The organism is Bradyrhizobium sp. USDA 3262 (assembly GCF_054060035.1).
Window position 1 is genome coordinate 7,628,066 of record NZ_JBSSCT010000001.1, and the last position, 20,556, is coordinate 7,648,621.

Sequence of the window (20,556 nt, forward strand, 5' to 3'; positions counted from 1 at the left end):
CAATGCGCTCAAATTTTTCTCTTGCGCCCGACTTCCATGCCGTGGTGATCGGCGGCGCCGGCGACATCGGCGCTGCAATCAGCAATCAGTTTTGCGAGCTCGGTGCGACGGTGACCGCAACGGCGGCCAACGAGACCGATCTGGCGCGCACCCTGCTGAAATCGCGCCCCGGACTCACACTCGCGACGCTCGACGTTACGAACGACGACGCCGTCGCCTCTTTCGCCCGCCAGCACAAGCGCGTCGATGCGCTGGTCAACTGCGCGGGAATTCTCGCCCGCGACAAGGAATACGAGATCGAGACCTTCATGAAGGTGCTCGACGTCAATCTCACGGGCACCTTTCGAACCTGCATGGCGTTCCGCCCGCTTCTCGCCGAGAGCAAGGGCTCGATCGTCAATCTCGCCTCGATGAACGCGACATTGGCGCTGCCGCGAATCCCCGCTTATTGCGCCAGCAAGGGCGGCGTCGTGATGCTGACCAAGGCGCTCGCCTTGGCATGGGCCGAGCAAGGCATCCGGGTCAATGCGGTTGCGCCCGGCTATATCGAGACGGCGATCAATGCAGCCGGCCGCACCGATCGCGTGCATTATCAGCGCATCGCCGACCGCACCGCGTTCAAGCGCTGGGGTCAGCCGGAGGACATTGCGGGAGCCGTCGCGTTCCTCTGCATGCCGGCATCACAATACGCGACCGGCACCGTCGTCGCGGTGGATGGCGGGTTTCTTGCCGGATGAGCCAGGAAATCAACGAATACGGCCTGCATAATGTCGCCGGAAATGTCTGGGAATGCTACGAGGACCGCCTCGCACCGCCGGGAGTCCCCTTGAATCGCGAGCCTGCACCGAACCGCTCGACGCGCGGCGAATCCTTCCTCAGCGACGAGTCCTCCGGCAGCCGCCACCACTTCGCGGCACGAAACCCCAACGCGTCGGTCGGCTCGTCGAGCAAGATCGGCTTCCTTGTCGCGCGCACCGGGCCGCTGCGGAGCCCGGCATAGGATGACGCTGGCGACAAATGCCGCAAAGCCGGCCCCTGCTCCCGGCACCCGTCTGTTGCCGCAGTTCTTGCGCAATTTCGTGCGCAATCGCGAGACTGGCCTCGTGCTGGTCGGCATTGTCGTCGGGTTGCTGAGCGGCGTCCTCGTTGCGGCGATCTCGGGCCTCAGCCAGGTTTCGCACGCGCTGCTGTTCGACATTCCCCTCGACGCGCATCTCAGTGCCACCGGCGTCATTTCCTGGCAGCGCACGCTGCTGATCCCGGCAGTTGGCGGCGTGGTCCTGGCGCTGATCGGGCTGTACTTCGCGCGGCGCGTGAAGGGACAGCAGCTCGCTGACGCCATCGAAGCCAACGCGCTCTATGGCGGCCGGGTGTCCTTCCGCGGCAGCCTGCTGATCTCGATCCAGACGCTGCTGTCCAACGGGTTCGGTGGATCGGTCGGACTGGAAGCGGGATACACGCAGATCTGCTCGATGTTTGGCTCCCATGTCGGCCAGCGCCTCGCCGCCCGCCGCAACGACATGCGGCTATTGGTGGCCTGCGGCGCGGCAGGGGCGATCAGTGCAGCGTTTTCGGCTCCGCTGGCCGGCGCCTTCTATGCCTTCGAGGTCGTGCTGGGAGCCTACACCTCGGCCGCTCTCGTGCCCGTCATCGCCAGCGCCGTCACGGCCTGGCTGGTGGCGCGGGAGTTGACGCACCAGTCCTTTCTGATGGTGCCCGGCTTCCCATCGCCCGTGTCCGTCGAGATGATCGGACAGACCGTGCTGATCGGCATCATTTGCGCATTCGTCAGCATCCTCGTCATGCTCGCGGTCGCATTTTCCGAACGTTGCTTTCAGCGCGTCACACTTTTCAGCGGCTTCATGCGGCCGATCCTCGGCGGCCTGCTGCTCGGTGGCCTCGCCCTGCTGACGCCGATCGTGCTCGGCGCAGGCCATGGCGCAATGCAGATCCTGCTGGTCAGCAATCCGACCTGGCTCCTGCTCACGACGACCATCGTGCTCAAGATCTTGGCGTCGGCCGTCTCGCTCGGCTCCGGCTTTCGCGGCGGCCTGTTCTTCGCCTCGCTGCTGCTCGGCGCGCTGATCGGGCAGCTTTACAGCGTCGTGCTGACCGGCCCCTTCCCCACGCTCGCGCTTCAGCCCGGCACCGCCGCCATCGCAGCTCTCGCTGCGCTCGGAACCGGCGTGCTGGGCGCACCGTTCAGCATGGTTTGTCTCGCGCTCGAGATCACCGGCGATTTCTCCGTGACCGTCGGGGCCGTGGTCGCATCATCGGTCTGCGCGCTCATCGTCCGCGAGTTGTTCGGCTACAGCTTTGCGACATGGCGCTTCCACCTGCGCGGCGAGGTGATCCGCGGTCCGCAGGACATCGGCTGGGTCCGTCAGATGAGCGCGGCTTCCCTGATGCGCGCCGACTTCGAGAATGCACTGACGACAATGCCGATCGGCGAGGCGCAGAAGCTGTTTTCGCCGGCGCAGGTCCGACAGGTCGTGCTACGCGATCCGAACGGCAGCTATGCCGGCATCGTTGCGGCAGCGACGCTGCATTCCGTCACCAATCGGGACGACGATCCGCTCGGATCGCTGGCCCAGCAGCAGGATGAGTACCTGCTTCCGACCACGTCGGTTCGCGAGATCCTGAAGACCTTTGAACGGAGCGAAGCCGACGTCCTTGCGGTCATTGACCGTGCCGACCATCGCGTCACGATCGGTACCTTAAGTGAATCCCATGTGCTGCGCACCTATGGGGAAGAGCTCGAACGCCGCAATCAGGAGCTGTTTTCGCGGTGATGCTTGTGCGCTATGGCCTTAGATCCATATCGATCCGCACAAAATCTCCGCGATAGGTGACTTCACCGAGATAGATCACGGTGCGATCGCTCGCCGTGAAGACACGGCGGACTTCGGCAACCGGCGAGTTCAAAGGCACGCGCAGCAGCCGCGCCGCCTCGATGTCTGCGGTTCCGATGGTCAATGTCTGGCGGGCGCTGGCAATCGCCGGATCCCTGAGATCGTTGAGGATCGGGATCACCGTCTCGTTGCGAAAGCGCTTTGGAGACCTGCGAAAGATCTTCTCATCGAGGTAGATGGAAATGACGCAGTAAGGCTGCTTCTGGCGCGAGTGCAGACGGCGCATGAAGACATATTTCTCGGCCGGCTTGCCGTCTTCGGGAAGCAACGGCGCATCGCTCCGGCTTTCCGAGATGTTGATGATCTCCGGCGAGGTGTCTCGGTACATGTCCGCGAGATCGGACAGGGTGGTCTCTACCTTGAGCCAGCGGTCCTGCCGTACGGTCCCGGTAACAAAGGTGCCGCGGCCCTGCTGCGCCTCGATGACACCGTCGCGGGCGAGCAGTTCGACGGCCTGCCTGATGGTGACGCGCGAGACGCCGAACTCGGCCGCCAGCTCCTCGTTGGCCGGCAGGCGAAAACCTTGACTCCAGACACCGCGCGCAATCCGCTGGCGAAAGATATCGGCAATCTGCGCGTATTTGGGGACGTGACTGTCGGAACTCAATTCCATCTCGCCCTCCAGAAATCAAGCGGCCCAATCACGGCATGACAAGGGCTGCACCGCGTTCGCCGATCATCAGGCTGGTCGCATTGGTGTTGGCCGAGGTGATCTGCGGCATCACCGAGGCGTCGATCACGCGCAGCCGCTCGACGCCGCGCACCCGCAGCTGCGGATCGAGTACTGCCCGCTCGTCGCTGCCCATGCGGCAGGTCCCGACGCAGTGAAACACCGTGCCGCCGGTGTTGCGCGCGAAATCCCACAGCCCGGCATCATTGCTTGCTGCCTCGCCCGGCACCATCTCGACGTCCCAGAGCGGGCGGAACGCCTTTTGCCGATAGATCTCGCGCAGGATCTTCAGGCCGGCAACGATGGTCTTGCGGTCGATCTCCTTGGCGAAATAGTTGGGCGCGATCAGCGGCTGCTCGAACGGATCGGCCGAGCGGATCGCGAGCTGTCCGCGCGACCGGCCGTGGCATTGCCAGACCGAAGCCGTGAAGCCGGAATAGCTGTGGAGGGGTTCGCCGGGCTTGTCGACGGAGAGCGGCATCACGTTGAACTGCACGTCCGGACGGCCACCGACCGCATATTCGGAACAGGCCGCTCCGCCCACCTGTCCCGCCCCGACCGTCAACGGCCCCCGCCCGGCCAGCATCCACTGCAACCCCATCTTCGCGAGCTCGACAGGATGGCGGACCTGGTCATTGAGCGAGATCCGCTCCTTCAGGCGCACGATCAGCCGTGCCTGGTAATGGTCCTGCAGATTGGAGCCGACTTCGGGCGAGTCGGTGACGACGGCAATACCGTGCTTGCGAAGCAGGTCGGCCGGACCGATCCCGGAAAGCTGGAGGATTTGCGGCGATTGCAATGCGCCGCCTGACAGGATGATCTCGCGATCGGCTGTCGCGTGACGAACCTGCCCCTTGCTGATCCACTCGACGCCGGTCGCGACGCGGCCGTTGAAGGTGACTTTGCTCACCTGTGCGTGCGTGATGACGGTCAGGTTGCGCCGGTCGGCAATCGGTCGAAGAAAGGCGGATGCCGAGCTGGTCCGCCAATGCCGCCCGATGCCGAGCTGATAGGACCCGACGCCAAGCGTCGTCGCGCCGTTGAAGTCGGGATTGCGCGGCAGGCCGAACTGCACGCCCGCCTCCACCCAGGCCCTCGACGCCGGATTGTGGTTCCGCAGGTCGGAGACCTCGAACTCTCCGAGGCCGCCGTGAAACTGGCTCTCGCCGCCGCGATAGCGCTCGTAGCGCCGGAAATAGGGCAGGACGTCGCGATAGCTCCAGCCGGCGGCACCGAGACTTTCCCAGTCGTCAAAGTCCTCGTGCTGGCCGCGGATGAAGATCAGGCCGTTGATCGATGACGATCCGCCGAGCACGCGGCCGCGCGGCCAGATGATGGCGCGGCCGCCGCTTCCTTCCGACGGCTCGGTCTTGAACAGACGCGAGAAGCGCTCGTCGTAGATGGTCCGGTAATACCCGACCGGCAGCTTGAGCCAGAAATTCCGGTCCGATCCGCCGGCTTCGAGCAGCAGCACGCGGCAGGCAGGATCGGCCGACAGTCTGTTCGCGACCACACAGCCGGCCGACCCCGCACCGACGATGATGTAGTCGTAGCCAAGCCCCGACATCAGGCGGTCCGGTATTGTTCGATCGAGGCAAGATCGGGGGTGATGCCGAGACCCGCCTCGTCGCCGAGCTCGATCATGCCATCGCTGACGTCAAGCACGGGGCCGCAGAATTGATCCCGCAGCGGGTTCTCATTGCTGTCGACCTCAAGCAGTCCCTCGCCGCCGACGCCCGCCAGAAGATGCGCCGACGCCAACAGGCCGATGCCGGCGCCAAGATAATGCGGACAGAACATCTTACCTGACGTCAGGATGTCGCGGGCGATGCCGGCGCAAGCCGAGAGCCCGCCCCACTTGGCGATGTCAGGCTGGACGATACCGAGAACCGGCTCGCTCAGCACCTCGGCAAAGCCGGCGTGGCTCGTGATGTTCTCACCGGCCGCGAGTGGAAAGCGGATCGTCTCGCTCAATTGCTTCCATTCCTGCCGCGGACGGTCCGCGCGGATGGGCTCCTCGAGCCAGTCAAGGCCGAACGGCTCGAGCTGCGGCGCACGCTCGAGCGCCTGCGCGATGGTCCAACCCTGGTTGACGTCGGCTGCAAGCATGCCATTGCCGACGAGGCGGCGCAGCGCGGCGAGGTTGGCCCGGTCGTCTGCCGGATCGAAGCCGATCTTCAGCTTCAAGGCGCGGTAGCCGCGGCCGAGGGCTGCTTCCGCCGCTCGCTCCGATCCGACTGGATTGATGCCGCTGGCATAGACCTTGATCCGCTTCCGCGATCCGCCAAGCAGTTTCCACAACGCAACGTTCCGGCGGCGCGCATGGAGATCCCAGACCGCGAGATCGATGCCGGCGATCGATTGCGCGAACGGGCCCGCTTCGCCGGATTGCAACGCGAGCACCGAAGTTCCCCGCGTTAATCGCTCGAATGCGGCATCAGGTTCGCTTGCCCTGAATCCGACAAGCGCCGGTGCCAGTACCTCGTTGACCAGCCGAACACGATGCTCGGCGCCCGGCGCGGGAAAGTTGCACCAGACCTCGCCCCAGCCCGCGTAACCGTCCGTGTCCTCGACCCGAACGAACACGGCAGGCCGGTCCGCCATGCGCCCGAACGAGGTGATGACCGGCGTCGTCAGCGGATAGCGAAAGCCAAAGGCCTGGACGCTCCGGATAGTGAAAGGCGGCGATGTCATGCGCGGAAATGCCTGCGGCGCCTACGACCAAAGCGGCGCTTGTATGGTCATCCTATTTATAATATGACTTGGCCAAACATCAACTGCAATCTGGGTGGACGCGTCGAATGGACGGAGCTGGCGTGAGACGCTTTGGTCTCGGGTTGATACCGTGGGTCGGAGCGATCCTGCTCTGGTATGCCGTGCGCTGGAGCGGCTTCGTCAACGCATCGCTGATCCCCGCCCCGCACCAGGTCGCCGCGAAGTTCGTCGAGCTTCTCACCAAGGAAGGCCTTTTGATCGACATCTTCGCCTCGACCAGGCGCGTCTTTTTCGGCGTCTCGCTTGGAATTCTCGTCGCGGTGCCCGTCGGCTTTCTGCTCGGATGGTATCGCCCGGCCCGCACCTTCGCCGACCCCATGATCAACTTCTTCCGCGCGCTGCCGCCGATCGCGCTGATCCCGCTCGTCATCGTCTATTTCGGCGTGGACGAGCTCGCAAAGCTCGTCATCCTGTTCTACGCCTCGTTCTTCTCCGGCGTGATCGTCATGTATGAGGGAGTCTCGCAGATCACGCCGCTCTATATCCGCGTGGCGCAGACGCTCGGCGCCAGTCAGGCGGAAATCTTCCGCAAGGTCATCATTCCCCTCACCGTTCCGCACATCCTCACCGCGCTGCGGGTCGCGCTTGGGGTAGCCTGGGCGACGCTGGTGGCATCCGAACTGATCGCAGCCCAGCGTGGGCTTGGCGCCATGATCCAGAATGCGTCGACCTACTTCCTGCTCGACGTCATCTATGTCGGCATCATCTGCATCGGCCTGATCGCGCTGATCATGGACATGATCCTGCGCAAGATCACGGCCCGGTTGCTGGTCTGGCAGGATCGGGCCATCGCATGACCACGCGTGCACGGTTCGACAAGGTTTCGCTTGCCTTCGAGACCCCGAAGGGACGCCTCAACGTCGTCGAGGATGTCAGCTACGATATCAACGATGGCGATTTCATCGCGGTAATCGGCCCTTCAGGCTGCGGCAAGACCACGATGATGAGCATGCTCGCCGGCTTCCAGAAGCCGACGACGGGAAGCGTGCTGTTCGACGGAAAGCCCGTCGCCGGTCCCGGTCCCGAGCGCGGCGTCATCTTCCAGGAATACGGCGTCTTCCCGTGGCTGACGGTGAAACAGAACATCGCTTTCGGCCTGACGCTCCGGGCCAATCACGTCGCGGCCGGCGAGCGCGATTCGATCTGCGATCACTATCTCGGCCTGATGGGGCTGTCTGACTTCGCCAACTCCTATCCGAAGCATTTGTCCGGCGGCATGCGGCAGCGGCTCGCGATCGCGCGGGCTTACGCCGTCAAGCCGCAGTTCCTGCTGATGGACGAGCCGTTCGGCGCACTCGACGCCCAGACCCGTTCCAACATGCAGAACCTGCTGCTCAAGGTGCTCCAGACCGAAGGCAAGACGGTCATGCTGATCACCCATTCCGTGGAGGAGGCGATCTATCTCGCGTCCCGTATCGTGGTGGTGACCGCGCGGCCGGCGCGGATCAGGCAGATCATCGACGTGCCGTTCGCCTATCCGCGCGATGAATCGATCCAGGAGCGGCCGGAATTCGGCGAGCTGCGAAGCCATATCAAGCATCTGGTGATGGACGAGTATCGCGCCCAGCAGGCGCAGATGCGTCCGGTCTCATTCTCGGAATAAACAACACAGCGGAGGACGACCTATGGATCGGCGACAGTTTCTGACCACGACGGCCGGGCTTGCCCTCGGAAGCTTCACGGCCGCAGCGCCCGCGATCGCGCAGGCAAAAACAAAAGTTCGTGTCGGCTATCTGCACACCGTTGCCGTCGACGGCCAGATCTGGACCGGCATGGACCGCGGTTCCTTCGAAAAGCAGGGACTGGATCTCGAGCTGCGGCAGTTCAATACCGGCCTCGAAATCTTCCAGGCGCTGATCGGCGGCAGCCTCGACGTGCTGGCGACGGGCGCCGTGCTCTCGAACTTCCCGGCCCGCGGCCAGGGCAAGGTCTTCCTCATCAACGACATCGAGGTCGCGACCGCGCAGCTCTGGGTGCGCGGCGACCAGGGCATCAAGTCGTTCGAGGATCTGAAGGGCAAGCGGATCGCAACTGCGACCGGCACCACCGCGCATGTGTTTCTGGACACCGCGCTGCGCGCGAACAAGGTCGATCCCAAACAGGTCGAACTCGTCAACCAGACCATGCCGGCCGCCGTAACCGCCTTCATTTCAGGCGCGGTGCCTGCCGTTGCGCTCTGGGTGCCTTTCAATGTGACGGTTCGCGACAAGGTGCCGGGCGCGGTCAAGCTCGCCGACGCCTCAGCCTACTATCCAAAGGCCGCGATCATCGGCGGCTGGGCCGCGGCCAACGACTATTACGAGCCCAACAGGGAAACGCTGGCGAAGCTGATCCGTGGCTGGGCCGATGCCAATGACTACATCATCGCGAACAGCACCGAGGCGATGGAAAAGCTGCAGAAGGGCCATTACAGCCAGACGCCGATGGCCGACATCGACGAATCGTTCAAGGCGCAGAAGATGTTCTCGTCGCGGGACTGGAAGCGGATGTATTCCGACGGCACGGTCACCAACTGGCTGCAGCAATCGACCGACTTCTTCATGGCCAATGCCGGCATCAAGGACTTTACGCCGGCAAGCAAATACTTCGATCCGAGCCTGTATTTGAAAACGATTGCGTGACGCAACTGGATGCGGATGCCGTCCTAGAGAAAGCTCTCGAACGCGAGGCGCTGCGCCGGCGTCAAATGCAGGCCGTGCTTGGTGCGCCGGTCCAGGAAGTCGGCAGGCTTCCTGGCCCACTCCTTCTCTCGAAGATACACCGCTTCGCATTCATAGAACTCACCGCCGAAATGACGGCCCAGGTCGACGGCGCTGCGGACCGGACCCAGCAGCTGGCGCGCACGCGTCCCATAGAGACGGGCGTAGTGATGGATGAGCGTTCGCGGCAAATCGGGATAGTCGCGTGCCAGCCGATTCGCGAATTCATCGAAGCTGCCGCCGATGTCGCCGCCCGGTAGCGGCCGCTGCGCGGTCCAGGCCGACGACAGTTTCGGAAACCACGGCGTGAGGCGCTGCAGCGCCTGCTCCGCCAGCCGGCGGTAGGTCGTGATCTTGCCGCCGAAGATCGAGAGCAGCGGCGGCACGCCCTCGGCGCTGTGGACTTCGAACACATAGTCGCGCGTCACGGCCGACGGATTGTCGGCGTTGTCGTCATAGAGCGGCCGGACTCCGGAGAACGCGTGCACGATCGCGCTCGCCTGCGGCGGCGTTTGGAAATAGCGGCGCAAGACCTGCAACAGATAATCGGTCTCGTCCTCACCGATCGCGACGTCCTCGGCCCGGCCGTGATAGGGAATGTCGGTGGTGCCGATCAGCGCGAGGTCGTCCTCATAGGGATTGACGAAGATCACCCGGCGATCGCTGTTCTGCAGCAGATAGGCCTGCGGCCCGCTCCAGAATTTCGGCACCACGATATGGCTGCCCTTGACCAGCCGTACGCTCTGGGCGGAGTTCAGGCCCGCCACGCCCTGGATGACATCCTGAACCCACGGCCCGGCGGCGTTGACCAGCGCGCGCGACCGCACGACCTGCGTTGTGCCGTCATCGCCGTGCATCTCGAGCAGCCAGATCTCGCCGTCGCGGCGCGCACGCACCGCCCGCGTGCGCGGCAGGATGCAGGCGCCGTTCTGCGCGGCATCGATCAGATTGAGGATCACCAGCCTGCTGTCATCGACCCAGCAGTCCGAATATTCGAAGCCTCGCCGGAACTCCTGACGCAGCGGCGCGCCCTCCGGGGCGCGCGACAGATCCAGGCTGCGGCTCGCCGGCAGCTGCTTGCGGCCACCGAGATGGTCGTAGAGCAACAGCCCGGTGCGGACCAGCCAGGCCGGCCGCTGCTCCGGCGAATGCGGCAGCACGAAGCGCATCGGCCAGATGATGTGGGGCGCGGACGCCAGCAGCACCTCGCGCTCGATCAACGCCTCGCGCACCAGGCGGAACTCGTAATATTCGAGATAGCGCAGCCCGCCATGGATCAGCTTGCCCGAGCGCGACGAGGTGCCCTCGGCAAAATCATCCTTCTCGCAAAGCAGGACCTTCAACCCGCGGCCGGCGGCGTCGCGGGCGATGCCGGCGCCGTTGATGCCGCCACCAATGACCGCGATATCGACCAGCCCGTGATCGGTGCCTGCGACCGGCGCAGTCCCCGTCATCGCCTGCTGCTACGCCGTTTCTCGGCGCGGCGCGGTGCCGCCTTTGCCGTCGCGCGGGCCTTGTTCGGCTTCGGCGCCTGCAGGCCGTAGGTGGAGAAGCCCTTCGCGGTGTCGGCAATCTCCTCGTCGGTCAGGATGACGCGCGAGTCGAGCGCCAGCGAGAGGTAGTACTGCCGCGCGATGGTCTCGAGCTCGACCGCGAGCCACATCGCCTTGTCGAGATTGGCGCCGAGCGCGATCATGCCGTGATTGGCGAGCAGGCAGCCATTGCGGCCTTCCAGCGCCGTGATCGCATGGTCGGACAATTCCTTGGTGCCGTAGCGCGCGTAGCCGGCGCAGCGGATCTCGGTGCCGCCGAACGCCGCCATCATGTAGTGGCAGGCCGGGATCGGCTTGCGCGCGATCGCGAGCACGGTCGCGTAGGTCGAGTGAGTATGGACGATGGCGCCGACATCGGGCCGGGCGCGCGTGATGTCGAGATGGAAGCGCCATTCGGTGGACGGCTGCAGCGGCCCCTCCCACGTGCCATAATCGCCCTCGAGCGGCATCGAGGCGATCATCTCCGGCTTCATCGAATCGTAGGGCGTCGCCGACGGCGTGATCAGCATCCGGTCCTTGTAGCGGGCGGAGATGTTGCCCGATGTCCCCTGGTTGAGACCCGACGCGTTCATCCACCGGCACTTGGCGATAACAGCCTCGCGCAATTGTCGTTCCTCACGGGTCATACGAACTGCCTTTCTCTTCAGCACGGATTGCGTGGCGGCTCGCCGGCCAGGAAGCGACGAACCTCTTCGGCCGCCTGCCCGGCGGCCACGGTGACGGTGCGCACGGAGGCGCCGGCGATGTGCGGCGTCAGCGTGACGTTGGGAAGTCGCAGCAGCGGCCAGTCCGCCGGGACCGGCTCGACCGCGAAGGTGTCGAGCATGGCGCCGCCGAGATGCCCCGATGCCAGCGCATCATGCAGCGCCTCGTAGTCGACCAGCGGCCCGCGCGCGGTGTTGATCAGGAACGCGCCCGGCTTGATCCGCGCCAGCGCCTCGCGCCCGATGAAACGGGTGGTCTCCGGCGTCACCCGGGCGTGCAGCGTGACGACGTCGGCGCGGCCGAGCAATTCGCCGAGCGCGACATGCTCGACGCCGTCATTGCGGTCCTGGGCGCTGAGCTGGACATAGGGGTCGGCGACCAAAATCTTGCAGCCGAAGGCCTTCAGCAGCTTGACCACGCGGCTGCCGATCGCGCCATAGCCGACAATGCCGACCGTCATCTCGCCGAGCTCGCGCCCGGTGCGATCGGCGCGATAGAGATCGCCGCGCCATTCACCGCCACGCAGCGCCTCGTGACCGCTGCGGATCAGGCGCGTCTCGGCCAGAATGGCGCCGATGGTGAACTCCGCGACCGCACTCGCATTGCGGCCGGGCGTATTGACCACCAGCACGTTGTGGTCGCGCGCCGCCTGCATGTCGATGTTGACCGGGCCGCCCCGCGACACCGCGATGAACTTCAGCTTCGGCAGCCGCTCCAGCATCGACCGCGAGATCGGCGCCAGATGCGTGACGAGCAGCTCGGCATCGCCGATGAAGCCGATGATCTCGTCGGGCCGTCCCATGAACTCCTTCAGGCCATCGAGCTTCGAGCCGGCGTAACCGTGCTCCATCGGCTCGTCCGGCCAGGGCTGCTCCAGGGTGCGGATATCGACGCCATCGCCGCAGGCTGATCGGATGTGCTCGGCGAACACCGAGGGCAGCATGAAGCGGTCGCCGACGATGGCGATGGACTTAGACATGATCGCCTCCGGCACGCAGCGCGGCGAGTTGCTTCCAGACCGGCCGCGACGCCAGCCTTGCCTCGAGATAGGTCGGGAAGATGCTGGCATAGCGCTTCGCCAGCGCGGCGTCCGGCGATTGCGGCGCGCTTAGATGCGGCGCGACCCACTGCTCGGCGCATGCGCGCATGTCGGGATAAGCATCGATCGCGACCGCCGCGATCATCGCAGCGCCCGCGGCGCCGGCCTCGGCGCGGCTGCAGATCCGGACATCGCAATCCAGTGCGGCCCCGAGGATGGCGCCAAGCGCACGGCTCTTCGCCGCGCCACCTGTGATCCTGACATCACGCGGCAGCGACCCCATCGCCGCGTAACAATCCCGTGCGGCGAAGGCCAGGCCCTCCATCACGCCGCGCATCAGGTCGCCATAGCGGTGGCGCGACCGCAAGCCGAAGAACTGCGCGCTGGCCTCATGCGCGACGAACGGACCGCGCTCACCAGCATCGGAAATGAACGGATGAAACAGCACCTCGCCGGGCCTCGCCCGCAGCACCTGATCGTCGAGCCGGCGGATCAGTTCGGCGCGCGTGCGCGTCACGCCTTCCGCCGCCAGCATGTCGCAGGCGAGATCGAGCATCCAGTCGATGTTCAGCGTCGCCGCCATGTTGGACTGCATCTGGGCATAATGCCCCGGCACCGGGAACGGCATGGTGTAGCCGGTTGCCTCCCGATTCAGCGTCACCGCGTCGGCGCTCGGAACCAGTCGCATATGCATGCCGGTCGAGCCGATGATGGTGCAGCCGACATCGGGCGACGGATCGTAGAGCCCGGCACCGAGCGCATTGCAGATCACGTCCACATAGCCGAGGCAGACCGGCACACCTTCCGGCAGGCCGATCTCGATGGCGGCGGCCGCTGTCAGCGGATGCGTCATGACCGCGCCGTCGACGACCGGCGGGAACAGGCGCGTCAGGTCGGCGATACCGATCAACCGCGCGGTCTCCGAATCGAATGCTCGCCTGCGGAAATCGCCGCAGGAGAAGGTGGCTTCCGACGGATCGGTTGCGCGTTCACCGGTGAGCAAGAAATAGAGCCAGTCCTTGCAGTGGAAGGCCGTTGTCGCGCTGGCGATCGTGTCGGGCATGTGGGCCTGCAGCCACGCCAGTTGCGGCCCCTGCTGGCAGGCATTGAGCCCGGAGCCGGTTCGACGGTAAAGGATCGCGTTGTGCTCGCTGCCGCGGATCTCCTCGACCAGCCGGCCGGCGCGCGAATCGAGCCACAGCAGCGCCGGCCCAACCGGCCGGCCGTCATCATCGATCAGCCAGGTGCCGTCGCCCTGCCCGGTCACCGCGATCGCCGCGATCCGCGCCGACAGGTCAGGCACTGACTTCGCCAGCGCGCGAATGACGGCGACCGTGTCGCTCCAGGTCTGCGCCATGTCCTGCTCGACATGGCCGCCGGCCAGGCTGCTATACGCATTCGGCCGCGAAACATCGGCAAGCTGCTCGCCGGTCAGCGTGAACGCCACTGCCTTGATCAGCGAGGTACCGGCATCGATGCCGATGATGACGTCGCGGCTTGCGGAAACGGTCATCGTCAGGACACCTCCGCATGGCGAATGCAGGTTCCGTCGCTGCCAAAGATGTGCAGGTGACGCGGCTCCAGCGCGAACGAGACAATCTCTCCCGGCCGCGCGGCGACGCGGCCCGGCGTGACCGCGATCAGCATGCGGCCGCCGCAATCGCCGGCGACATGCGATTGATCGCCGAGCCACTGGTTGGAGACGACCTTGACTTTGACATCACCGGTCCCGACCGCGATCTTCTGCGGACGAATGCCGATCCGCACCTGCGGCGCGGCCGCGAGCGCCTTCGCCGCCTCAACGTCGAGTCCGGCGCCGGCGATATCGAAACGCATGTCGGTTCCGACCGACAGGCGGAAGCCGCCATCCGACCGCGTCACATCCGCTTCGAGCAGGTTCATCGGCGGCTCGCCGATGAAGCTCGCGACGAACAGATTGGCCGGCCGGCCCTTCAGCTCCTTTTCGCTGGCGAACTGCTGCAGCACGCCGCCTTCCATGACAGCGATGCGGTCGGCCAGCGCACTCGCTTCGGTCTGGTCGTGGGTGACGAAGATCGCGGTCATGCCGCGCTCGGCAAGCAGGCTCTTGATCCGGCCGCGCAGCACCGCGCGCAGCTGCGGTTCGAGCTGCCCCATCGGCTCATCGAGCAGATAGAGATCCGCGTCCCGCACCAGCGCCCGCGCCAGCGACACGCGCTGCTGCTGGCCGCCTGAGATCGCGCGCGGATAGCTGTCGAGGATGTCCTCGATCTCGACCAGACGGGCAATCTCGTCGACACGGCGCCTTACCTCAGCGCGCGGCAACTGCGCGGATTTCAGCGCGAACGCGATGTTCTCGCGGATCGTCAGCGGCGGATAGAGCGAATAGCCCTCGAACGCCATCGCGACCTTGCGACGCGCCGGCGGCAGCTCGTGAATCCGCCGCCCGCCGAGCGCGATCGATCCGGCCGAGACCTCCTCGAAGCCTGCGATCATGCGCAATGTCGAGGTCTTGCCGCAGCCCGACGATCCCAACAGTGCGACGATCTCGCCCTTTTCGACCGCCATATCGAGCGCGCGCACCGCATGCACCGGCTCTTTGCCGAGGCTGCGATAGACCTTGTCGATGCCTCGAAGCTCGAGCATGTCCATGACCATCCGCTCCTATGCCGCCTTGAGCCGGTGCGACGCCCCGATCCGCAGGCCGCTCGCGCGATCGAACAGCATCGCGGCGTCGGGCGCGAAGCGAACGAAAACGGCATCGTCGGCCGCGCCTTGCGGCGCATCCGGCGGCAGCGCCGCCAGCCATTCCGTTCCGTCGGCAAGACGGAGCAGCAGCACCGCCTTCTCATGCATCGGCGTGATCGCGAGAATGCGCGCCGGGACGGCGCCATCGGAGGACGCCGAGGAGACCGCGAGATCCTCGGGCCGGATGCCGAGCCAACAGGCACCGGCAGGTGCTGCGCCATCGGCCGCGCCGAGCCGCATCCTGGCGCCGGCGATGTCAGCCGACAGCATGCCGTGCTCCGCTACTGGCGAGACCTCGGCGAGGTTGATGGTCGGATCGCCGAACAGGCGCGCGACCGCAACCGATGCGGGCTGGGCATAGATATCGGCAGGCGTTGCGACCTGCGCGAGCCGGCCGTCGATCAAGACCGCGATGCGGTCGGCGATCGCCATCGCCTCGCGATAGTCCTGGGTTACGTAGAGCACCGCGGCAGTGCCGCGCCGCAGCAGGTTCGGCAGTTCGAGCCGCATCTCGTAGCGCAGCTTGGCGTCGACATTGCGCAGGGGATCATCTAGCAGCAGCACATCCGGATTGCCGATCAGCGCCCGTGCCAGCGCGGTACGCTGCTTCTGTCCGTTCGACAATTCGCGCGGCGCGTGGCCGAGCACGTGCTCGATCTTGAGCAGCCTGCTGATCGCGGCAACGCGGCCGGCGACATCGCCGCCGCCGGCCCTGGCGCGCAGGCCGCTTGCGATATTGTCGCGGGCGGTCATGTGCGGGAACAAGGCAAAGTTCTGGAATGCCATGCCGATCCCGCGCCGTTCGGGCGGAGCGCCGACGACCGAGCGGCCGCCGACCAGGATGTCGCCGTCGTCGGGCTCGAACATGCCCGCGATCATGCGCAACAGCACGGTCTTGCCGCTGCCGGACGGTCCGAACACCGCCACGATCTCGCCGGGCTCGACCGCCAGCGACAATCCGTCGGCGGGCCGCGCCGCGCCGAATGCCTTGCTCACCGAGTTGATTTCGAGACGCGCCACGGATCAGCCTTTCACCGCGCCGAGCGAGAGACCCTCGACCAGGTAGCGCTGCGCATAGAGCGCCAGCAACAGGGTCGGCGTCACCGACAGCACGATCGCCGCCGCGATCTGGCCGTACTGGATGCCGGACGCGGTGACGAAGGCGAGCGCGCCGACCGTCACCGGCTGCTTGTCGGCGGAGGCCAGGATCAGCGCGAAGACGAAATTGTTCCAGCAGAAGATGAAGGACAGCAGCCCCGCCGCGGCAATCCCCGGCCCTGCCAGCGGCACCGCGATCCTGGTGAAGGCCTCGCGCCAGGAATGCCCGGCGAGACGGTAGGCATGCTCGATATCAGGGCTGATATCCTCGAAATAGCCGCGCACGATCCACAGGATCAACGGCAGCGCGATCAGCTGATAGACCCAGACGATGCCGAAGTAGGTGTCGTTCAGTCCGAGCTCCTGGTAGTACAGCGACAGCGGCAGCAGCACGAGCAGCGGCGGCGCGAAGCGGAACGACAGCAGCGTGAAGGCGATGCTCTCGCCGAGACGGAATTTGAAGCGCGCAAACGCGTAGGCCGCCGGCACGCCGAGCAGCAGCGCCAGCAGCACCGCCGCGCTCGACAGCACGACGCTGTTGAACAGATTGCGCATGAAGGAGATCTGCAGATTGCCGGCCACGGTGCGCAGTTGGCCGGAGATCAACGCCTCGTAATTCGCAAGCGTCGGCTCGAACAGGATCCGCGGCGGAATCCGCAGGATCTGCTCGTTGGTCTGGAACGACATCAGGAAGATCCAGACGATCGGAAACATGAAGAAGATCAGGATCAGCGTGAGCGCCACGCCGCGGAAGATGCGACCGGCAAGGCTGGAATGTTCCATCGCTCCCCTCCCCGTCACGCGTGGCCGTGCGCACGCGCGCGCAACCGCAGCCAGTTCTTGATGAAGATGTTCGACAGGATGTTGGTGATGAGCCAGAGGATCATCAACAGCGCCGCCGATCGGCCGACATTGGTGTACTGGAAGAATTCCAGATAGGCCTGCACCTGGAACACCATCAGCCGGTCGCCCGGCCCGCCCTGCGTCATCGCATAGATGATGTCGAACTGCTGGATCGAATCGAGCAGCCGGAACAGCGACGCCGTGATGATGTAGGGCGCAAGCATCGGCAGCGTGATGCGAAAGAACACGAAGCTCGCCGGCACGCCGTCGAGTGCCGCGGCCTCGAACGGCTGCCGCGGCAGCGAGCGCAGGCCGGCGAGCAGCAGGATCATGATGAAGGGCGTATAGACCCAGACGTCGACCAGTACGACCGTAAACAGTGCCGTCGACGGATCGGAGGCCCATTTGAAATCGGTGACGCCGAACAGGCCCACGAAATAAGACAAGATGCCGAAGCTCGGATTGGTCATCAGCTTCCACATCAGCGCGGCGATCGCCGGCGCCGTCATCAGAGGCAGCAGCAGCATGATCGACACCGCATTGTGGAAGCGGGTCGGCCGGCGCAGCAGCAGCGCGATGCCGAGGCCGAGCAGAAGCTCGAGCACGACGGTCAGCACGGTATAGGTGATCGAGACCTGGAACGTATTCCAGAACGCCGGATCGGACAGGAAGTCGATGTAGTTGCCGGCGCCAATGAAGCCGCGCAGGTAAGGCAGGTTCAGCCGGTAGCGCTGCAGCGAATAGACCGCCGCGGTCACGAACGGAACCAGGATCGCCACGCAGACGAGCAGCGCCGGCAGGCTGAGCAGATAGGGCAAGAGGCGCACGCGCGGCCTTGGTTTGGCCGGCGCTGCCTGCGCGTTCGTCTGGAGAGTTTGGACCATGCTCATGATGATAAGAGATCGCCTTCGGCTGGCAAACGCCGCCGGCTCGGATGGGACAAGGGTCCGAGCCGGCGGATGGGTGCGGTGCGGGGGATCAGGCACCGCACAGTTGATCAATCAGCCGAGACCGGCCTGCTTGAGCTGGCGGTTGATGCTGTCGGCGAGCTTGTCGAGCCCCTCGTCGACGCTGACCTCCTTGGCCACCATCTTCTGCAGCGAGGCGGCCCATTCCGTCGTCAGGTCGAAGAACAGCGGCTGCGCCGTGAAGTAGATCTTGGCGCCGGGCGACGACATGTCGTGTTGCTCGAGATAGCCGGGATAGGATTTCGCGATGCGGTCGCGGAACTCGCTGTCCTTCCATACCGACGCGCGAACCGGGTTGACGAAGTCCATCTTGCGCGCGCCGAACAGGTCGTGCTCGACGGACGCCGCCCACTGCATGAACAGCCAGGCCGCCTCCTTCTGCTTGGAGAAGCTCGACATCGCGAGCGACCAGATCCAGACATTCGGGGTCGGCGCCTTGGCAGCCGGATTGGCGGCGAACGGCGCGTAGCCGAGATGCCCCTTCTCCTTGTTGTCGCCGCCGTTCATGAAGTAGCCGAGGATGTCGGCGTCGAAGATCATGCCCGAGGCGCCGGCGCCGAGATCGGTGCCGACCTGGTACCATGTATAGGTCGACCAGTTCTTCGGACCCGAGGTCTGGATCATCTTGACCCATTTGTCGTGAAAATCCTTCGAGGCCTTGGTGTTCATCGCGGCCTTCAGCTTGCCTCCCTCCATCACGAAATCCTTCTGGCCGAAGTTCGAATAGGCCGACAGGAAGCCCGGATGGATGGTCGCCCAGGAGCGCGAGCCGCGCACGCCAACACCGTAGGGACCGCCGGCGTCCTTGGTGATCTTGGCCGCGACCTCGAGCATCTCGTCGAGGTTCTTCGGCGGCTTGACCCCGACCTTGTCGAAGACGTTGCGGTTGTAGGTGATGTTGTTGAGCTCATAGCCCCAGGGGATGCACCACTGCTTGGCCTTGCCCGAGCCGAGCTCGGAGCCGGCGACGCCGTCCCACGCGGTCGAGGCGCGCAGGCCCGGCAGCACGTCGTCCCAGGCGAAGGCCGGGTTGGTCTTGGCGGGATCCTTGATGTAGGTGTTGAGGTCCTCGATCCAGCCTGCCGGACCATAGGTCCAGGTCATGTAAGCGCCGGTCATGAAAGCATCGTACTGGTCCGACTTCGACGACAGCGCCGCCGTCACCTTGTCGAAATAGACGTCCTCCGGGAAGATGTCGTAGGTGACGTTCATGCCGGTGAGCGACTTGAACGCCTCGATGTCGCCGATCATCGCATCGACGTAGGGATGCTTATTGAGCAGCAGCTTGACGCTCTTGCCGCTCTGGGCCTTCCAGTTGAAGTCGGCGGCCATCGCCTTCGACATCGAGGAGGCGAAGGCGGCGTTGGCGGCGATGCCCGCGATGCCGAGCTTGGCGGCGCCGTCCAGGAGATCGCGGCGGCTGATGCGTTTGGCAGCGTAGGAGTCGAACAGATTCTTCTCGCGATCGAACATGTATTTCCTCTCCTTGTTGACGCTTGTTTTATGTGTCCTTCCGGGCCTTGCTTCTTGTCTTGCCGGATGTGGTCTCCGGCTTGTCGGTGGCGAGCGCCTTTGCGGTCGCTTCGTCGATGATGAGGCCGTGCAGAACGCCGCTGCGCAGCACGCCGCGCAACGCGGTCACCTTGGCCGGCCCGCCGGCGATGGCGACGATGCGGTGCTTCCTGAGATCGGCCATGCTCATGGAGGTGGCGCGGGCCGACAGATCGGTGTCCAGCACCGTTCCGTCGGCGCTGAAGAAATGTCCGAGCAGGTCGGCGCAGGCGCCGACGCGCTTCAGCTCGACGACCTCGTCGGGCTTGATCATGCCGCTCGACACCAGGAAGCCGTCGCGGCTGACCTGGCCGATGCCGACGAACAGCAGCGAGGCCTTGCGCGCCAGCGCGAACACGTCGGCGATGCCGAATTGCTGCATCAGAACGGCGCGGTCGGCGACCGAATTGGCGAACACCGGCACCGGCAGCAGATAGGCTTCCGCGCCGGTGCGCTCGGCGAGCTTGTGAATCACGTCGAACGGATTGGCGGCAAATTTCCGCGTCAATCCGCCGAGCAGCGACACGAATTGCGCGTCGCGTGCCGGCGTCTGCGGCATCTGCTCCACGACCGCCGCGAGCGTGCGGCCATGGCCGAAACCGATCACCTTGTCCTGGCCGCGCTCCAGGATCTGGCGCAGGAAACTCGCGCCTTCCAGCGCCAGCGCCTTCAGCGGCAGGTCGCTCTCGCCGAGATCAGGTGCGACGCGGCAGAACGAGAGGCCGAAGCGCTGCGCGAGATCGTTCTCCAGCGCGACGCATTCGGCGACCGGTCCCTCGACGAACACACGGATCATGCCCTCGCGGCTGGCGCGCGCGATCAGGCGATGCGCCTTGGTGCTCTGAATGTTGAGGCGGTCGGCGACCTCCGACTGGGTGAGCCCCGCCGCGAAATACAGCCACGCCGCGCGCGTCGCGAGCGACGCCTCGCCGTCGATCACCGGCAGCCTGTCGGGCGGGGGTGCCATATCAGGAAAAGTCCTCTTGCAAATTTCTTCACGTCCTGCAAAAAATTGC

The 20,556-nt window shown here is 65.2% G+C and carries 19 protein-coding genes; 6 read left to right on the plus strand and 13 right to left on the minus strand.

Annotated elements, in window-relative coordinates:
- Nucleotides 1-2 precede the first annotated feature (2 nt).
- From ACVWYP_RS36045 to ACVWYP_RS36055, 3 genes are read left to right on the plus strand one after another with little or no spacing between them, the layout of a single operon-like run.
- On the plus strand, nucleotides 3-737 hold the full coding sequence (locus ACVWYP_RS36045; protein ID WP_304496645.1) for an SDR family NAD(P)-dependent oxidoreductase: 735 nt from the start codon (nucleotides 3-5) through the stop codon (nucleotides 735-737).
- A complete protein-coding gene (locus tag ACVWYP_RS36050) occupies nucleotides 734-1,000 on the plus strand; it encodes an SUMF1/EgtB/PvdO family nonheme iron enzyme (RefSeq protein WP_304496646.1) in 267 nt (88 codons plus the stop codon). Before ACVWYP_RS36045 ends, ACVWYP_RS36050 begins: the two co-directional genes overlap by 4 nt.
- A gap of 1 nt (nucleotide 1,001) precedes the next feature.
- On the plus strand, nucleotides 1,002-2,792 hold the full coding sequence (locus ACVWYP_RS36055; RefSeq protein ID WP_304496647.1) for a chloride channel protein: 1,791 nt from the start codon (nucleotides 1,002-1,004) through the stop codon (nucleotides 2,790-2,792).
- Between the two features lie 10 nt (nucleotides 2,793-2,802).
- Here the strand turns inward: ACVWYP_RS36055 and ACVWYP_RS36060 are convergent, their stop codons facing one another.
- The 3 genes from ACVWYP_RS36060 to ACVWYP_RS36070 are packed head-to-tail and all read right to left on the minus strand — an operon-like array spanning nucleotide 2,803 to nucleotide 6,276.
- Nucleotides 2,803-3,525, minus strand: coding sequence for a GntR family transcriptional regulator (locus ACVWYP_RS36060; protein ID WP_304496648.1), 723 nt, complete (start codon nucleotides 3,523-3,525; stop codon nucleotides 2,803-2,805).
- A gap of 28 nt (nucleotides 3,526-3,553) precedes the next feature.
- On the minus strand, nucleotides 3,554-5,149 hold the full coding sequence (locus tag ACVWYP_RS36065) for a GMC family oxidoreductase (protein ID WP_304496649.1): 1,596 nt from the start codon (nucleotides 5,147-5,149) through the stop codon (nucleotides 3,554-3,556).
- On the minus strand, nucleotides 5,149-6,276 hold the full coding sequence (locus ACVWYP_RS36070) for a mandelate racemase/muconate lactonizing enzyme family protein (protein ID WP_304496650.1): 1,128 nt from the start codon (nucleotides 6,274-6,276) through the stop codon (nucleotides 5,149-5,151). Before ACVWYP_RS36070 ends, ACVWYP_RS36065 begins: the two co-directional genes overlap by 1 nt.
- Nucleotides 6,277-6,398: 122 nt before the next feature.
- On the opposite strand from ACVWYP_RS36070, the gene ACVWYP_RS36075 reads away from it, so the two are divergent.
- From ACVWYP_RS36075 to ACVWYP_RS36085, 3 genes are read left to right on the plus strand one after another with little or no spacing between them, the layout of a single operon-like run.
- Entirely contained in the window at nucleotides 6,399-7,154 is a 756-nt protein-coding gene (locus tag ACVWYP_RS36075) for an ABC transporter permease (RefSeq protein WP_411782887.1), read from the plus strand.
- A complete protein-coding gene (locus ACVWYP_RS36080; RefSeq protein WP_304496651.1) occupies nucleotides 7,151-7,960 on the plus strand; it encodes an ABC transporter ATP-binding protein in 810 nt (269 codons plus the stop codon). The genes ACVWYP_RS36075 and ACVWYP_RS36080 overlap by 4 nt, the downstream gene beginning before the upstream one ends.
- Nucleotides 7,961-7,982: 22 nt before the next feature.
- Nucleotides 7,983-8,978, plus strand: a complete 996-nt coding sequence (locus ACVWYP_RS36085; RefSeq protein ID WP_304496652.1) for an ABC transporter substrate-binding protein — start codon at nucleotides 7,983-7,985, stop codon at nucleotides 8,976-8,978.
- Between the two features lie 23 nt (nucleotides 8,979-9,001).
- Here ACVWYP_RS36085 and ACVWYP_RS36090 read toward each other — a convergent pair whose 3' ends face one another.
- From ACVWYP_RS36090 to ACVWYP_RS36135, 10 genes are all read right to left on the minus strand, one after another.
- The gene (locus tag ACVWYP_RS36090; protein WP_304496653.1) at nucleotides 9,002-10,510 is read right to left on the minus strand and encodes a glycerol-3-phosphate dehydrogenase; all 1,509 of its coding nucleotides are present in this window, start codon (nucleotides 10,508-10,510) and stop codon (nucleotides 9,002-9,004) included.
- Nucleotides 10,507-11,235, minus strand: a complete 729-nt coding sequence (locus ACVWYP_RS36095) for a class II aldolase/adducin family protein (protein WP_304496654.1) — start codon at nucleotides 11,233-11,235, stop codon at nucleotides 10,507-10,509. Before ACVWYP_RS36095 ends, ACVWYP_RS36090 begins: the two co-directional genes overlap by 4 nt.
- 17 nt (nucleotides 11,236-11,252) lie before the next feature.
- Nucleotides 11,253-12,293, minus strand: a complete 1,041-nt coding sequence (locus ACVWYP_RS36100) for a 2-hydroxyacid dehydrogenase (protein ID WP_304496655.1) — start codon at nucleotides 12,291-12,293, stop codon at nucleotides 11,253-11,255.
- Nucleotides 12,286-13,866: an FGGY-family carbohydrate kinase gene (locus ACVWYP_RS36105; protein WP_304496656.1), complete on the minus strand. Its 1,581-nt coding sequence runs from the start codon at nucleotides 13,864-13,866 to the stop codon at nucleotides 12,286-12,288. Before ACVWYP_RS36105 ends, ACVWYP_RS36100 begins: the two co-directional genes overlap by 8 nt.
- Before the next feature lie 2 nt (nucleotides 13,867-13,868).
- Nucleotides 13,869-14,984: an ATP-binding cassette domain-containing protein gene (locus ACVWYP_RS36110; RefSeq protein WP_439711114.1), complete on the minus strand. Its 1,116-nt coding sequence runs from the start codon at nucleotides 14,982-14,984 to the stop codon at nucleotides 13,869-13,871.
- A 12-nt stretch (nucleotides 14,985-14,996) separates the two neighbouring features.
- Nucleotides 14,997-16,100, minus strand: a complete 1,104-nt coding sequence (locus tag ACVWYP_RS36115) for an ABC transporter ATP-binding protein (protein ID WP_304496657.1) — start codon at nucleotides 16,098-16,100, stop codon at nucleotides 14,997-14,999.
- 3 nt (nucleotides 16,101-16,103) lie between these two features.
- On the minus strand, nucleotides 16,104-16,961 hold the full coding sequence (locus ACVWYP_RS36120; RefSeq protein ID WP_304496658.1) for a carbohydrate ABC transporter permease: 858 nt from the start codon (nucleotides 16,959-16,961) through the stop codon (nucleotides 16,104-16,106).
- 14 nt (nucleotides 16,962-16,975) lie between these two features.
- The gene (locus tag ACVWYP_RS36125) at nucleotides 16,976-17,905 is read right to left on the minus strand and encodes a carbohydrate ABC transporter permease (protein ID WP_304500361.1); all 930 of its coding nucleotides are present in this window, start codon (nucleotides 17,903-17,905) and stop codon (nucleotides 16,976-16,978) included.
- A 117-nt stretch (nucleotides 17,906-18,022) separates the two neighbouring features.
- Nucleotides 18,023-19,462: an extracellular solute-binding protein gene (locus ACVWYP_RS36130; RefSeq protein WP_016846935.1), complete on the minus strand. Its 1,440-nt coding sequence runs from the start codon at nucleotides 19,460-19,462 to the stop codon at nucleotides 18,023-18,025.
- 28 nt (nucleotides 19,463-19,490) lie between these two features.
- Nucleotides 19,491-20,507 carry a sugar-binding transcriptional regulator gene (locus ACVWYP_RS36135; RefSeq protein ID WP_304496659.1) on the minus strand — a complete coding sequence of 339 codons (1,017 nt, stop codon included), beginning with the start codon at nucleotides 20,505-20,507 and terminating at the stop codon, nucleotides 19,491-19,493.
- Between the last annotated feature and the right edge of the window lie 49 nt (nucleotides 20,508-20,556).

What these genes read in the sequence shown, in the direction of transcription:
- ACVWYP_RS36105 (WP_304496656.1), bottom strand. Translation starts at nt 13,866, where the DNA reads ATGACCGTTTCCGCAAGCCGCGACGTCATCATCGGCATCGATGCCGGT.
- ACVWYP_RS36095 (WP_304496654.1), bottom strand. Translation starts at nt 11,235, where the DNA reads ATGACCCGTGAGGAACGACAATTGCGCGAGGCTGTTATCGCCAAGTGC.
- ACVWYP_RS36125 (WP_304500361.1), bottom strand. Translation starts at nt 17,905, where the DNA reads ATGGTCCAAACTCTCCAGACGAACGCGCAGGCAGCGCCGGCCAAACCA.
- ACVWYP_RS36080 (WP_304496651.1), top strand. Translation starts at nt 7,151, where the DNA reads ATGACCACGCGTGCACGGTTCGACAAGGTTTCGCTTGCCTTCGAGACC.
- ACVWYP_RS36070 (WP_304496650.1), bottom strand. Translation starts at nt 6,276, where the DNA reads ATGACATCGCCGCCTTTCACTATCCGGAGCGTCCAGGCCTTTGGCTTT.
- ACVWYP_RS36120 (WP_304496658.1), bottom strand. Translation starts at nt 16,961, where the DNA reads ATGGAACATTCCAGCCTTGCCGGTCGCATCTTCCGCGGCGTGGCGCTC.
- ACVWYP_RS36130 (WP_016846935.1), bottom strand. Translation starts at nt 19,462, where the DNA reads ATGTTCGATCGCGAGAAGAATCTGTTCGACTCCTACGCTGCCAAACGC.
- ACVWYP_RS36050 (WP_304496646.1), top strand. Translation starts at nt 734, where the DNA reads ATGAGCCAGGAAATCAACGAATACGGCCTGCATAATGTCGCCGGAAAT.
- ACVWYP_RS36090 (WP_304496653.1), bottom strand. Translation starts at nt 10,510, where the DNA reads ATGACGGGGACTGCGCCGGTCGCAGGCACCGATCACGGGCTGGTCGAT.
- ACVWYP_RS36045 (WP_304496645.1), top strand. Translation starts at nt 3, where the DNA reads ATGCGCTCAAATTTTTCTCTTGCGCCCGACTTCCATGCCGTGGTGATC.
- ACVWYP_RS36110 (WP_439711114.1), bottom strand. Translation starts at nt 14,984, where the DNA reads ATGGACATGCTCGAGCTTCGAGGCATCGACAAGGTCTATCGCAGCCTC.
- ACVWYP_RS36135 (WP_304496659.1), bottom strand. Translation starts at nt 20,507, where the DNA reads ATGGCACCCCCGCCCGACAGGCTGCCGGTGATCGACGGCGAGGCGTCG.
- ACVWYP_RS36065 (WP_304496649.1), bottom strand. Translation starts at nt 5,149, where the DNA reads ATGTCGGGGCTTGGCTACGACTACATCATCGTCGGTGCGGGGTCGGCC.
- ACVWYP_RS36060 (WP_304496648.1), bottom strand. Translation starts at nt 3,525, where the DNA reads ATGGAATTGAGTTCCGACAGTCACGTCCCCAAATACGCGCAGATTGCC.
- ACVWYP_RS36085 (WP_304496652.1), top strand. Translation starts at nt 7,983, where the DNA reads ATGGATCGGCGACAGTTTCTGACCACGACGGCCGGGCTTGCCCTCGGA.
- ACVWYP_RS36055 (WP_304496647.1), top strand. Translation starts at nt 1,002, where the DNA reads ATGACGCTGGCGACAAATGCCGCAAAGCCGGCCCCTGCTCCCGGCACC.
- ACVWYP_RS36100 (WP_304496655.1), bottom strand. Translation starts at nt 12,293, where the DNA reads ATGTCTAAGTCCATCGCCATCGTCGGCGACCGCTTCATGCTGCCCTCG.